This window comes from Magnetococcales bacterium (assembly GCA_015228815.1).
Lineage (GTDB): Bacteria > Pseudomonadota > Magnetococcia > Magnetococcales > UBA8363 > UBA8363.
Map to the genome: position 1 here is coordinate 1 of JADGCV010000039.1, position 15,149 is coordinate 15,149.

Sequence of the window (15,149 nt, forward strand, 5' to 3'; positions counted from 1 at the left end):
TTCAAGGTGGAACTGGTGGTGACATCGGCGGCGCTGACGATGGTGATGGCGCCCAGTGATTTGGTCGAGCCGACCGCTCCGGTGAAAAGGATGTTGCCTGTGCCTGCGGTCAATCCCAGGGTTTCGCTGCCCGAGGTGCCATCGAGGGTGGTGCCGAAGGTGATGGTACCCGCGCCGCTTCCCGTGGAAAGCAGGGTGTTTGCTGTCAGGGTGATCGCCTTGGCGAAAGAGATGGTATCGTTGGTGGTGGTGATGTTGCCGCCGATGGAGAGGGACCCGGCGCCGTTTTGGGTGAACGAACCGTCCAGATCGATGGTCTTGTTGGCGGCGATGCTCGATACGCCGGAGTTGGTCAGGGTCATCGGTCCATTGGCCGCAGCCGTTCGCGTATCTACATTGCCGTTGATGACAAAGTTGGTTCCGGTCAGGGAAAGACCGCTGGTTCCATGGACGGTGACGGTATCCGAGAATGTGGTCGTCCCCGAGCCGGCTAATTGTGTCAATGTGTCCAGGGTCATGGTGCCATTGACCGACGTATTTTTTGCGCTGTTGATGGTCAGGGTACCGAGTCGGGTATTGCCCCCGACCGCTGCGGCAAAGGTGATGTTTCCGTTCGAACCGGCGGTCAGGGTGAGGTTTTTATTGCCATCGATGGTGCTGTTGAATTGAATGTCACCCCCGCTTCCTGTTTCGTTGGTGACCAGGGTGAAATGGTTGTTCATGGTCAGTGCCGAACCGAAGGTGATTCCTCCGTTGGCGGTCACCGACAGGGTGGTGCTGGAATCGATGACGCCGTTGAATGTCACCGTTCCGGATCCGTGGCTTTGCGTGATTGATTTGGCCTTGATTCCCGATGTTTGCACGGTGCCGGCGGTTTCGATGGTGACATCGCCGAGACGGGTCGTATTCCCGATGGCGCCGTTGATGGTCAGGTTTCCCGTGCCGGCAGTCAGAGTGAGGTTCTGGGTGCTGTCGTTGGCGCCGTTGATGGTTCCATTGAACACCATGTTGCCGTTACCGCCGTCGGTTTTCAACGCACTGTTTCCGCCAATTTTCAGGGTGGAGCCGAGCGTGAGTCCACCATTGGACGTGATGTTGACCGTGTTGCTGGCGTCAACGGCGCCACTGATCTGGGTGGTTCCGGTTCCGGAGGTATGTGTGATTCCGCCGACGGTCAAACCGGCTGCGGTCACATTTCGGGCATTGCCGATGGTCAGGTACCCGGTGCGCACAGTGGTGCCGACATTGCCGGAAAGGGTGATGTCACCGGTTCCGGCGTTGAGTGTCAGACTTTGACCTTCACTGGTGGTTGCGTCGATCGTGCCGCCAAAGGTAATGTTTCCGCCACCGCTTGTTACAGTGACGCCGTTGGTCAACGTGGTTGCCGCGGTCAATTCAAGATGGGTGTTGTTCAGCGTGAAGTCGGATCCAAGATTGATGCCGGTACTTGGATCCATCTTGAGACCGAAGGTCTGGCTGCCAAGGCTGAGATTGGCGTCGGTGGTGATGGTGTGACTTTGAATGGAACTGGACGATGTGCCACTGCCATCGGTTCCCCGGGTTGTTGCCTTCCCGACCGTTACCGTACCGGTAGAGGTGATTTTTTGCAGTTCCGCCAGCGACAGGGCGCCACTGCCGATGGTAAGGTTTCCATTTGTTCCGCTGCGTGACGGGCCGATGGAAATAGTGCCGCTGCCGGAGGAAATGGCGCCACTGATGGAAAAGTCGGCCCCGATCAGGGTGACGGACCCGCCATTGGTGGTCAGGGAACCGGGCGTGGCGGCGATGGTCAAGGTTCCCGTACCATCCGCCGCCCCGGAGGTTGAATGGGGAGAATCGGCTTCAAGATGGATGGCGGCATTGGTGGTGGTCAGGCCGTTATTGACGGTGATGTGCCTGCCCGCCTGGGCGGTCAGGGAGTAACCGGAATTGAGGGTGACGGCATCATTGAAGATGATGTCGTTCGACGCCTGAAGGATGATATTGGCGTTTGCGCCGCTGAGCGTGGCCGGGGCGATGATCGATGCGCCACCGACATCGGCATCGCCAAACTGATCGACCTCGGAGGTGTTTGCATTGGCCCCAGCGGTGGCCACGGTGATGTCGGTCGGGTCGAGCGATAATGGCCCCGTTGTCCCTTTGGGAGCGCGGGTATCCACCGTTCCGGTGAAATCAAGATGCTTCCGGCTGGAGGTTTCGACGGAACCGCCGTTGCCTGAGGTCTTGCCGCCGCGTGCGGAAATATCCCCGCGAAAGGCGGTCCTTTGTTCCGACCATACGGTCACGCGACCACCGTTTCCCGATTGACGGGCGTCGGCGCTGATCTTCGCTCCCTTGTCGATGATGGTCTGGCTGGCATTGACAATGGCTGGGTTGTTTCCACCCCGGTCACCGCCGATGCGAACCTGACCACCGCCGGTGTTGCCCGAGGCCATCAGATGGGTGGAGTCCCTGAGCCGGACCTTGTCGCCAACAACGTCGATGCTTCCACCCTTCTCTCCATCGTTTTCCCCGGAGACGTCAACCGTACCGTTGACATCCGCCATTCCCCCACCGGCATGAAAAATGACTTTCCCTTCCTTGAACTGGACCATGCGCGCTTCGATGTGTCCCCCCATGCTCACCACCGAATCGACGACCGAGCTGGCGGCATCGGCGGTCAACAATACACTGCCGCCGTCGGCCTGAATGGTGCCATTGTTGAGTACCTTCACGGCCTTTCCCACCTTCGACGAGGGATCCGGGGCAAAACGGACCAGTGGATCTCCGGCGAAATTCAGGGTGAAGGCTTCTCCCGCCGCCAGGGCGACGCGCCCCAACCTGGCCTGGATCAGACCGGAATTTTCCACATGGGATGCGGCAAGGACTGCCGAACCGCCGGGGGAAATGGAAATGACGCCACGATTGACGACTTTGCCCGTGTCTTCGTTGGACAGGGCATTGAACGACCAGTTTCCCGAATGAAAATTATCATCGCTCAGCCAGCGTGTGGTCGCGGTCAAGCCACCGACATTGACGGTGGCTCCCTCATGAAAAAGAATTCCATGAGGATTGATCAGGACCAGATGGCCGTTGGAACTCAATAAACCGCTGATGGAGGAAAAATCGGAACCAAGGACTCGGTTGACCAGGATGGAACCGGTCGATGGTTGGGTGACGATGACCTTTTCATTGGTGCCGATGTCGAATGATTTCCAATCGACAAGGGCGCGCTCGCTGGCCTGGTCAATATTCATTGTCGATGGGGACTGCTGAATGTTCACGTTGCCCGAGACGGTTTCTCCTCCCGTAGGTAGGGCATGGCAGGTTGCCATGATCCCGTAACCAAGTCCGAGTCCAGAAAGAAAGACCAGGTTCCGCAAGACGCTTTTTTTCGATCCTGCGGACAATCGATCCGGTCTTTGTCCAGGATTCTTCATGCGGCATGGCAATGTGAACATGTTTATGTCCTTTTTTCGGAAATCAAAAATCCGGGACAAAAAACTGGAGCGCAAAACTCCATCGAAACTCGGGCCTGTCCGAGTCCGGATCGGCCATGGAATCGTTCAATGGCCACGCCAGGGACAGTTGCGATGAAATTTGTTCAATAGGCAGAATGGGGGAGCAATCTTTATCTCTTTCCTTACATTTTTCGTATCTTGGTTTTTGATCGGGTTGCCAGGACACACCCAATCCGCTACCGCCCGAAAGAAGATATTCGTTTTCGGTTCCAAGCCGTTGGCTTTCCAGGTCTCTGTTCCAGGTTTGCGCGTATTCGGTGAAGGCAAATGGTTCGAGCTGGAAACGATGCATCAGATGAGATGCGAACTCTGGGTCATTTTCTGCATTGCATTGCATCAGTAACGGATTGCACATTGTGTATGGGGATCGGTTCTCCAATGCGAGAAGAACTTTCCATCCGAATTTTCCCCTCAGGGCGATGCCACTGTCTCCTGATATTTTTCCTGTCTCATAGGCCGATGCAAACATTCGTCCGCCATAAGCCACTTCTTCAGATGATAGAAGTGGCTGTGTTGCGTATTGTGCAATGGAATCTGCGGCAATATAAAATCTGTTGGTACTTTTTTGGGTAAGAAAATTTACTATCGATGGCCAAAGTTTTCTTGTATTTTTATCACTAAAGCTTTTGCTAAACTCGCGCAACAAGTTTACTTCAAAGTTGATCTTTGTAAAATCAGGTCCGGCTTCAGGCCTCGATGTCATGGCGGACCTGTCCTCACTGTACATTCCATGCAATCTGAGGCCATGAGAAATTTCCGTTCGGATTCCAAGATTATAGGTTCCGGGAAGAGCATTGTCTTCATCCTGGAGTTCAATGATATTTCGTTGACGATCGAAGGATCCACCGAGGAATGCCCTTGCTACTTCATCATGAGCAAAAATGCGTCCGCCAAGCATTGAATCCACATTTGTAAAATGCAATCCCGTTTCAATTTTCATTTGACTGTATCGATCGCGTGGTATGTTCAATCCAAACGCAATTTCTTCCTGGTGATCATCGACGATGACATCCAATGGGCGGAATGTTCCTCCAAGATTTGCATTATCCGTGGATACCCCGATCCGACTGTAATAGCCGGCATGTCCGATCGGAAACAAGTAGCCGAGTTTGTTGTATGAAAGCTCTTCATCAGGGATCCCGGCAAACATCCAGGAGAGTTGATCTCCTGGAGTTGCAACATAATTGACATCAAGGCGATTCCATCCGATGACAGGCCCCATCGCCTCACTGCCGGAATTATCCGCGCCGGTGGTCCATTCAATTCGTCTCAGTTTCCAATTGACGGTCATTTCGGTGGTGTTTCCAGTGTTTGGCTTGCCATCTTTCAGAGGAGGTGTAAGGACAGCCTCTACATCGATTCCTGGCAGTTTGTTGGCCATCGATAATGTGCGATCCAGGGTCAGACGTGATAGTGGATTTTCTTCTCTCAATGGTCGCAGTACTTCACATATTTTTTCTTCAATCTTTCTATTATTTGATGCAGTATAGCATTTATATGGTTCATTTCTTTTATTTTGTTTATTATTCGCAATCATTTCAAGATGACTGTTAGCTCGAATTACATCGTCACCAACTTGGATATTATTCTTTTTCATTGACTCCAGGATTCTTTTTATTGCCGCATGATTATCTTTAGTAACGAGTCTATTGATTAATTCGATAAAGTGTGCTTGCCTTATCGTATCACTATTAAATCTATTTTCCTCATACATATTAATAAGTTCTTTAAAATTGTCATTGCCTGGCTCCATGTTCATGACGTTTTCAAAAATAATTTTAACGAATTGATCGGTTCGTTCATTTTCCGTTAAGAATTTGATGATCAATTGGATCGCGAGCCTTGTTACTATTTCCGGGTTATCTATAGATATGTCTGAAGTTGAAACTTGGTTGAATGAATCAATAACTGTCTTGACAAGAGATGCCCTTTCTTCTTTATTTGAACTACTGCTGCTTATTTCTATATCTCCTACTTTTCCGATAACAAGATGTACCTTAACAGGCTTGGCATTGTTATCTGCAAATTTTTGTGTACCATTGTCGTTCGTATCTATTATGTCCAGACTATTGGGAAGAAAAGACATTCTTGATAGAAAGTAATTGTTTGCATCTTTATTTGAGAAAAAAAAGTCAAAAAATATTGACTTTTTATCTTCATTGTGGACTTGATCGTCGTTTCGGCTACCAGATGAATGACCATGACCGCCTAGGTGCGTATCTGATTGGGATGATTCAGAATTTTTTTTGGCTTCCCGACTGGTTTGGTCGCTTTGGCCGGAACGATGATCGAGGGCTTCATTGTTAAAAACACATTTATCCTTCTTTGGATCTTGTTCGTTTCGAAGTATCATTGTTATACATTTTACAAAATCGATAACAGATGATAGTTGCACCGATCGCACATTTCCATCATCTGAAATAAGGTTTAGTGTTTCTTTATTATTTTGTGTCGCCAGGCATTTTTTTTCAGGTTGTAATTTTGAGGAATCATTGAAATGTTTACCAAACAACATTTCAAGATTTTTCTTTGGCAATCTTTTGACAGCCGTTCCAGTGTAACCACTAATTTCTATCCCACAAAATTTTATATTTACCTCACGAAGCCTGCTATCGTCGGCAAACAATTCAGCTTCTTCTGGTATTTCTCTAGTGGTACTCGTCGTTTTAGATGAGCTGGCAAAGCGCCCGCCATCGTTTGCATGCGCACTATTGAATAGTCCAGGATGAACAAGAAGAAAAATATGAACGATAATAAGCAGGGTTGATATTCTTAAGCCAATTAACATGGTTGTTTCCTTGAGAAAAATTGAATGATATTGATAAATGATGGATCAATCATGTACAACGATATTGGTCAACATGATTATGAAAGTATTTCCAATAATCATTAAAAATATACTAGCATCGCAATCATAATGTCAAAGGAAAATTTTATTGACATGGTTCATTATTATTGAAACTTGATATATTCATGTTTCCGTTGCATTTCCATAAAGAAATTATTAGTAAATTCAATAACATGACTGAAATGTTCTTGGCGATTGATTGACAGATATGCCACATGCTGTTCAGGGAAGAGCAGGATTTGGGACGGGCGATGACTGTTTGATCACGGTGGAGGAAATGCCGTTCGGGTGGGTTGATGCCTTCGATTCTGTTTGATGCATGTCCCGTGGATTTCGACTTTTCCTGATGATGGGGGTATCATGGCCACGGAAATTCGACGCCAGGAGGATGGTCGCTCCTGGTCACTTCTGCCCTGTCTGGAGTTGCAGCATGCGCTATTGTCCGCAATGTGGAAGGGAAACGATCATGCGCACCGTGGATCGGCGTGAGCGACGGGTGTGTCCCGATGGGGCGTGTGGGTTTGTGTTCTGGAACAATCCGGTGCCGGTGGTGGCAGTCATCGTCGAGACGACGGAGGGGGTGGTGCTGGCCCATCATGTCTCCTGGGCGCCCGGGAAATTTTCCATCATCACCGGGTTTCTCGAAGCGGGGGAAGATCCGGCTGCGACCGCCTGTCGCGAAACCCGGGAAGAATTGGGTTTGACGCCGCGACAACCCACCTTGATCGGGGTCTATCCCTTTGCCCGTTCAAACCAGGTGTTGCTCGCCTATCATCTTGTCGCCGAGGGAGACATCATCCTCAATGAGGAGCTTGACGCCTTCAAGATCATTCCCAGGAATAAAATGAAGGCCTGGCCGTTTGGAACCGGCCTTGCCGTTGCCGATTGGCTGAAGATGATCGGGTTGACCCCGGGAAGGGACGGCGCCCTTCCCGGTCGCACTCTGGAGGAAAAACCTTCGAAGATTTGAATCTGGTGTCGGCTGGGGATTGATCCGTCCCTACCAGCGAATCTGATCGATGTCGGTAAAATCGATCTGACTGCCGTCGAACAGTTGTATGGTTCCCGATGCGTCGTCCTGGGTGAAATCGATGGTATGGTTGTCCATGTCGATGGTATAGGCGGCATCGGTATCCAGGGTCCAGTCACCGATGTCGGCCAGATTGCCCGACGGTCCATCCTGGAATCCCTGCAATTCAATGCTGTCGATCCACCCTTCTTCAAGGCCCCCGGAGACGGTATCGTGTCCCGAACCGGTACCGAAGATGAACAGGTCGTTTCCTTCGCCACCGTCCATCACGTCATTCCCGGCCCCGCCATCCAGCGTGTCGTTTCCTTCGCCGCCCGAGACGGTATCGTCTCCGGCTCCCGCATTCAGAAGATCGTCACCACCCAATCCCGAAAGCACATCATCGCCGGATCCCCCCTCGATTTCATTGTCGCCCTCGTGTCCGGTGAGGCGGTCGTCATAGTTGGTACCGGAAAAATCGATCTCCGGCGTGACATTGACCGTGGTGGTTGTTCCCAGGGCGTTGCCATCGGCATCGGTGACGGTCAGTTGCAGCGAGTCGGCGGCGTGACTTTCGTTGAGGGCGGCATCCAGTTCCACGGTCCAGGTATGCAGGCCGTCGCCAGTGGCGCTGTGATCGACGACCTGGGCATAGCCGTACTCATCGCCTTCGATGTTGAGCTGAATGTTGCCGACCGCCTCCTGAATTCCCGCCCGTACCGCCTCGACCAGGTTGTCGGAGGTCAGGCTTAATTCGACCGTCGCGCCACGCCCCAGTTGCGAGACAATGTCATCGTAGAATCCCAATTCATCCAGGTCGGCCCAACCATCGGCGACGAGAAAGATGGGGATGATGTTGGCAGCCTCCAGATTGGCAGCGCATTGGGCGATTTCCGCGGCGGTCGTATCGGAGGGGGCGTCGGTCGCCACGATCACCACTTTGGGCACCCCCGCTCGAAAACCATATTGGTTGTTGATCGCGGCGATGGCAACATCGTTCAGGGCAGTGATCTGGTCTTCGTTGGGGTTGCCACCCTGGCCGCCATTCGCCGAATAGCTGTCATAACCATGGCCGGAGGTGGTCCCGTCCAGATAGGACCCGGTCGAATCCGCCTGTAGATTAAGGTCATGAATCAGTCCGTCCTGTCCCGAACTGTCGGCGCCTTTGACAGGATCCTTGAAGTAGCCGAGACCAAATTTGGTGTCGGGTACCAGATCGTTGACCCCCTGGACCAGGTTGTCGAGAATGCCGAGGTCACTGGCGTCATTGCTCGAACCTTGAGTGCCACGGATCGTCGCGATGTCATCCTTGTAGGACCCGGTCAGATCCTGGAGCAGGTAGACATCCAGGGCATCGGGGAGACTCCCTGCCGGCGCCTGGGCGGTGATGGTCAGGGTGATGGTCCCTCCCTGGGGATAAAGATCGGCATTGACCGTGTCGGCGACGCCATCGCTGGTGCTGATCGTGGTTTTATCGGCGGTCGAAGTGGCTCCGGGCCAGGTGTTTCCACCTTCGAGAACTTCCTGAACGTTGATCGTCGTTCCGACGCTGATGACCACAGATCCGGTATCGGTATTGCCATTCGGGTCGGTGACCGTATAGGTCAAGTTTTCCACGCCGGTGAACCCTTCCTCGGGGGTATAGACCACCTGACCGTTCACGATGGCCACGGTTCCGTGCTGCGCCCCGGAAACGTTCTGAATGGACAGCGCTTCTCCCGTGGGACTCGTGTCGTTGGCCAGGACGTTAATCGTGACCGGGGTTCCGGATTGCGTCGAACCGGTATCGTCCTGGGCATTGGGATCGAAATCATCGGTGAAATCGACGGCCACGGCTGCTTGAACCGATTCGCTGTCACCATCGTTTTCGGTCGTTGTGGCCGTGACGGTGAGGTCGAAGGTCGGATCTCCCGTATCCTTGGGGACGGTGACGGTCAGACCGTTCAGATCGGCGGTTGTCAGACTCCAGGATCCATCCGCATTGCGTGTCCCCGCTGAAAGTTCCGCCTCCGCCGGCAGTCCCTGAAGGGTCAGGGAAAGGCTTTCCGAACCATCCAGGTCCGTGAGCGCTGATTCGATGGTCAGCGGCGCCCGGTATACTTCCTGGTCGGCCCCTTGCGCGTCCGCTTCGACGACGATGGAGGCCAGTCCGATGGATGCGGTCAGTTCGGGGGCATCGGCAACGCCGGTGACATTGACCTGGAAGCTCCCTTCGGTGGTGACCAGTTCGCCATTTTCCGTGGTGGAAACACGAATGCCCACGGAAAAATCGGCATTGGAATCGGCGGGTGGCGTGATCGTCAAGCCGGGAATCGACCAGGCGATGGGAGTTCCCGCAGCGTTGGTGGCGGTTGCTGCAAGGGCCGACTGCGGAATTTCCCACGTACCCGCCTCGGCTCCGGCGCTGCCGATATTCAAAATGGCTCCGTCGGGAATCTGGGTCAGGATGATGTTGCCGGAGAGGGACTCCGATCCATCGGTATCGTTGAGGGCCAGATCGATGTCCAGGGCAATGGGGGTATCTTCGGATCCCGTCGCATCGTCGAGTGTCAGAACGGCCTCATCGACCGAGCTGTTGACGGTGACATCCAGGGCATCGGTGAAGAGACGTGAATCCTGGTTACCGTCGATGGTGCCAACCTGGATTCCCAGGGAGAAGTCGGTCGCATCGTTGGCGGGTGGCGTGACCGTCAATCCGGGAATGGACCAGGAAATCGGGTCTCCCGTTGCATTGGTGGCCGTGACGCTCAGGTGTTCCTGGGAAATGATCCAGGTATTGCCTGCCCCCGCAACTCCGATGTTCAGGCTGGCACCATCGGGGACACCGGTAATGATGATGTTTCCCGACAGGCTTTCGGAGCCATCGATATCATTCAGGCCGATCTGAATATCCAGGGGAATGGCGGTATCTTCACTGCCGGAAGCATTGGCGGCGGTCAGATCGATGTCGTCGGCGACGGCATCGACGGTAACATGAAGGGTGCCGCTGACCGAGGCCGTGTCACCATTGCTTCCTTCGGTGGCGATGGCGGTGATGGACAGATCGAAATCGGTATCCGAATCGGCTGCCGGGGTCAAGGTCAGTCCGTCAAGATCCTGGGCGCTCAGGGTCCAGGTGCCGTCTCCGTTGTCGATGCCGGCCGAAAGGTTGGCTCCATTCGGAATTCCGGACAGGGTGATGGCCAGGGTCTCCGAGCCATCCAGATCACCCAGGGTTGCCGAAAGATCAAGGGCAATGGGCTGGTCCTCATTGCCGGTGGCGGGATTCAGGACCAGGACCGGGGCATCGGCATCGGCTGCGACCTGGACCTGGAGTGTCCCCAGGGTTGTGCTGGTATCGGCGCCATCGGTACTGGTGGCGGTGACGGTCAGAGTGAAATCGGCATCCGAACCCGGAGCCGGGGTCAGGGTGAGATGTTCGAGGTCGGAGACACTCAAGGACCAGGATCCATCACCATTGTCGATGCCGGCGGAAAGTTCGACACCGTCGGGAATGCCCGAAATGGTGATGGCAAGAGATTCGGAACCGTCGGTATCGGTCAATGCGGCACTGAGATCCAGGGCGATGGGTTGATCCTCGGTGCCCGAGGCATCATTCAGGACCAGGGTCGGGGCGTCGGCATCGGGATCGACCGAGACAAGGATGGTTCCGGAGGTTGTCGCCGTATCGCTGCCATCGGTGCTGGTGGCGGTGACGTTCAAGGTGAAATCGACGTCGGAATCATCGGGCGGGGTGATGGTGAGCCCCTCCAATTGATCGGGCGTCAGGCTCCAGGAACCATTGCCCAGATCAGTCCCGGCGGAAAGAACCGCGCCGTCGGGAATTCCCGAAACAGTGATGGCGAGGGATTCGGAACCGTCGGCATCCACAATCGCCGCAGAAAGATCAAGCGCTATGGCCTGGTCTTCGATGCCCGCAGAATCCGCAGTTTGCAACGTCGGCGCCACCAGAGGTTCCACGGGGGGTTCCGGGGTCGCTTCCTGAACCACGGGGGCTTCCTGAACCACGGGGATTTCTTCTACCGGGGCAGCAATGATGGGCTGGGGTGGTTCATTTCCATCCAATCCTGGTTTCGCTTCTTCCACCGGAGCGGCTTCGGTTGCCGCAGGTTGGCTTTCCGTCTCGCCGGTGATGACCGGGGGTGCCTCGGGGGTGGGGGCGCTTGCGGTATTCGGAAGTCCACTCCCTTGAAAATCGATTGGATCTCCTTCCGGTTCCGTTGATTCGGATTGAGTCGCCGTTTCCGTTTCTTCCGGTTGCCGGGGTTCGGGATCTCCAGGTGCGGTTGTGGCCTCTCCAGTGATCGTGGTCACTGGAGTCCCTTCCCCTTCGAACAGCGGTGCTTCCCCGGTTCGGGCATCCGCAGCGGATCCTGCTTCCGGATTTGGAACCGGTTGCGCACTTTCGGCGTTGGTTTCAAGACGTTCCTCGGAAGGACCCGATGTGCGCGTCACCAGGTTTTCGCGGAGACGTTCATCGCCCATGGCGCCCAGATGAACCGAGATGGCATCGGTGAAATCTTCATCCACTGTTCCCTGATTTCCGCCCGCCTGGGACATGGAGGCATTGTTGGGTTCCCTTCCCGGGCTTTGCGAGGACAGGTTTCCCTCTTCGGCATTCAGATCCTGACTCTGGACATTCTGGAGGACGGTCATGTCGTCCAGATTTTGCCGATCTTCGTTGAAATCAGGAGTCTCCAGGTTTTCCTGGCCCGTGGTGATTGGTTCCTCAGCCATCGATTTTCTCCATGACACAGTGGGCGGGTCGTGCAAACTTCCGTTCGGATTCCGGTAAACTTCAATCGGACCCTACTGTCACTATACATCCGCATAAACGAGAATTCATCATAAAAGAGCGATCACCCCGAAAATGAAGGATTCGTGGATATGTCCAATAAATAAGGGAAATATATATGAGTTGTTATCGAAGGTAAGGGCGCGCCTTCTATTTTTCAGGACAGGCGACCGACAAAGTTGGAATGATGTGTCAATCGAAAAAATGTCCGACCCCATGGGGCCGGACGTGGCAAAGTTGAATCGACCAGGAGGGAATCGATCGTGTTGTCAGGAAGGGGGAAGCGGAAAAACCCTAATGTTACATGTGCAGGGCCCGGCCATCGACCGCCAGCGCCGCTTCCCGGACCGTCTCGGACAGGGATGGATGGGAATGGCAGGTGCGGGCGAGGTCTTCGGCGGCCAGGTCGCTTTCCATCGCCAGAACCGCCTCGGCGATCAGATCGCCTGCCTGAGGACCGATGATGTGGGCCGCCAGAATGCGATCGGACACGGGGTCGGCCAGGATCTTGACAAAGCCATCGGTCTGGTCCATTGATCGGGCCCGGGAGTTGGCAGAGAAAGGAAACCGGCCTACCCGATAATCCACCCCAGTGTGTTTCAGGGATTCTTCGGTCGGGCCGACCGTCGCGATTTCGGGATTGGTATAGACCACTCCGGGAATCCGTTCCCGATGAACCTGTCCTCCCTGTCCCGTCAGACGTTCGACGGCAACGATTCCCTCTTCCTCTGCCTTGTGTGCCAGCATTGGCCCACCGATGACATCGCCGATGGCGAGAATTCCGGGAATGTTGGTCCGGTAGTGGTTATCGACGCGGATGAACCCCCGAGGATCCATGGCGATCCCAAGATGATCCAATCCCAGGGATCCGGTGGACGGAACACGCCCGACCGCGACCAGGACCTTGTCGATGGTAAGGGTATCCGTTGGACCTTCGCCTGATTTCAAGGTCAGGGTGACGGCATGGTCGGTCACGGCCATTTCCGTGGCAAGGGTGGAGGGGCGCAGATGCAGTCCCTGTTTTTTGAAAATGCGCGAGGCCATGCGCCGCAGTTCCCCATCCATTCCCGGGAGGATGTTGTCGGTCGCTTCGATGATGGTGACCGAACTCCCAAGCCGCCGCCATACCGTCCCCAGTTCCAGACCGATGACCCCGCCACCGATGATCGCGAGCCGTTCCGGAACCCCGGAAAGGGAAAGGGCGTTGGTGGAATCGATAACATGGTGTCCATCGAAGGAAAAGCCGGGAATCGAGGCCGGAACAGATCCCGTGGCGATCAGAATATTTTTTCCCTTCAGGGTTTGAGTGATTCCGGCATCGTCGGCAACCGTCACGGTGTCGGGGGCGGTGAGGGTGGCGGTGCCACGAATCCGGGTGATCTTGTTTTTCTTGAAAAGAAAGTCGATGCCCCCGGTCAGATGGGTGATGATGCGGTTTTTGCGTTGCATCATGGCATCGATGTCCACTCCGACCCCGGAACAGCGAATTCCATGAGACGCCATCTCCGTTTGCGCCATCTCCAGGAGGTGGGTCGAATGGAGCAGGGCCTTGGAAGGGATGCATCCCACGTTGAGACAGGTGCCGCCCAGGGACGGTTCTTTTTCGACACAGACGGTTTTCAGGCCGAGTTGCGCGGCGCGAATGGCGGCGACATATCCGCCCGGTCCCGCACCGATGACGATCAGATCAAGGGGTTCCGACATGAATACCTCCCATGGAAAGAAAATCAGGCCCCGAGCAGGATTCGGCTCGGATCCTCGACGCATTCCTTGATGCGGACCAGAAACGATACCGCCTCGCGGCCATCGACGACGCGATGGTCATAAGTCAGCGCCAGGTACATCATGGGACGTGCCGCGATCGAGCCGTCGGGCAGGACTACGGGGCGTTGCTGCACCTTGTGCATGCCGAGGATGCCGACCTGGGGGGTGTTGAGGATGGGGGTCGAAAGCAGCGAACCGAAGATGCCGCCATTGGTGATGGTGAAGGTTCCTCCCTGAAGTTCTTCCAGGGTCAGTCGTCCTTCCTGGGCCCGACGGCCAAATTCGGTGATCTGTTGTTCGATTTCGGCCATGGAGCGCAGATTGGCGTCGCGGAGGACCGGCACGACCAGTCCGTTGCTGCCGCCGACGGCGATGCCGATGTCATAGTGGTTGCGATAGACCATCTCGTCGCCCTGGATTTCGGCGTTGACGGCGGGAAACTCCTGCAACGCCACGATCGCCCCCTTGACGAAGAAGGACATGAAACCGAGGCGGGCACCATGTTTTTTCTCGAAGCTGTCGCGGTAGGACTGCCGCAAGGTCATGATGGCGGTCATATCGACTTCGTTGAAGGTGGTCAGCATGGCGGCGGTATTTTGCGCCTCTTTCAATCGCTGGGCGATGCGCTGGCGCAGGCGTGACATGCGGACCCGCTGTTCGCGCGGACCGGCAACCGGAGGGGAACTCTGTTCTTGGGCTGGTTGTGTCACGGGTGTTTCCCGTGAACCTGTCGGTTGTTGTTGACCTCCCTGACCAATGAAGGTCAGAAGATCCCCTTTGGTCAGACGATTTCCGGCGCCGGTAGCGGAGATTTGCGCCAGGTTGAGGTCGTTTTCCTCCAGGATCTTGCGTACCGAGGGGGAGGTCCTTGGCGGTTTTTGGAGCGGAGCCTGGGGGATCGCGGTGGCATCCAGGTCGATGACGGTGGCACTTTTTCGGATTGTCCCTGGTTTTGCCTCGGTATCCAGATGACCCAGGAGTCCGCCGACGGCGATGTCGGTGTCAACGGGGGCGACGATCCGGATCAGGACTCCGCCATCGGGCGCCGGGACCTCCATGGTCACTTTGTCGGTTTCGAGTTCACACAGAATTTCCCCTGCCGTCACAGTGTCGCCTTCCGACTTGTGCCATTTGACCACGGTTGCTTCCATGATGGATTCCCCAAGGGGGGGGACTTTGATGTCGATCGCCATGTTACCACCTGTCAATGAAGGTCTCGGAGAGGGAAATGGT

At 54.9% G+C, this 15,149-nt stretch carries 6 protein-coding genes; 1 reads left to right on the plus strand and 5 read right to left on the minus strand.

What is annotated here, in order from left to right; genetic code table 11:
- Together HQL76_14480 and HQL76_14485 are read right to left on the minus strand one after the other, a co-directional pair.
- On the minus strand, nt 1-3,440 hold a 3,440-nt coding region (locus HQL76_14480), incomplete at its 3' end, for a filamentous hemagglutinin N-terminal domain-containing protein (GenBank protein ID MBF0110372.1).
- A 22-nt stretch (nt 3,441-3,462) separates the two neighbouring features.
- A complete protein-coding gene (locus HQL76_14485; GenBank protein MBF0110373.1) occupies nt 3,463-6,288 on the minus strand; it encodes a ShlB/FhaC/HecB family hemolysin secretion/activation protein in 2,826 nt (941 codons plus the stop codon).
- 490 nt (nt 6,289-6,778) lie between these two features.
- Between HQL76_14485 and HQL76_14490 the strand changes: the two genes are divergently transcribed.
- A complete protein-coding gene (locus HQL76_14490; GenBank protein MBF0110374.1) occupies nt 6,779-7,318 on the plus strand; it encodes an NUDIX domain-containing protein in 540 nt (179 codons plus the stop codon).
- Nucleotides 7,319-7,348: 30 nt separating this feature from the next.
- Here the strand turns inward: HQL76_14490 and HQL76_14495 are convergent, their stop codons facing one another.
- The 3 genes from HQL76_14495 to odhB form a co-directional block, all read right to left on the minus strand.
- Nucleotides 7,349-12,094: a cadherin-like domain-containing protein gene (locus tag HQL76_14495; protein MBF0110375.1), complete on the minus strand. Its 4,746-nt coding sequence runs from the start codon at nt 12,092-12,094 to the stop codon at nt 7,349-7,351.
- 358 nt (nt 12,095-12,452) lie between these two features.
- Nucleotides 12,453-13,856 (minus strand): dihydrolipoyl dehydrogenase, encoded by a 1,404-nt coding sequence (gene lpdA / locus HQL76_14500; protein MBF0110376.1) that lies wholly within the window; start codon nt 13,854-13,856, stop codon nt 12,453-12,455.
- Nucleotides 13,857-13,879: 23 nt separating this feature from the next.
- The gene (odhB, locus tag HQL76_14505) at nt 13,880-15,109 is read right to left on the minus strand and encodes a 2-oxoglutarate dehydrogenase complex dihydrolipoyllysine-residue succinyltransferase (GenBank protein MBF0110377.1); all 1,230 of its coding nucleotides are present in this window, start codon (nt 15,107-15,109) and stop codon (nt 13,880-13,882) included.
- Nucleotides 15,110-15,149 lie beyond the last annotated feature (40 nt).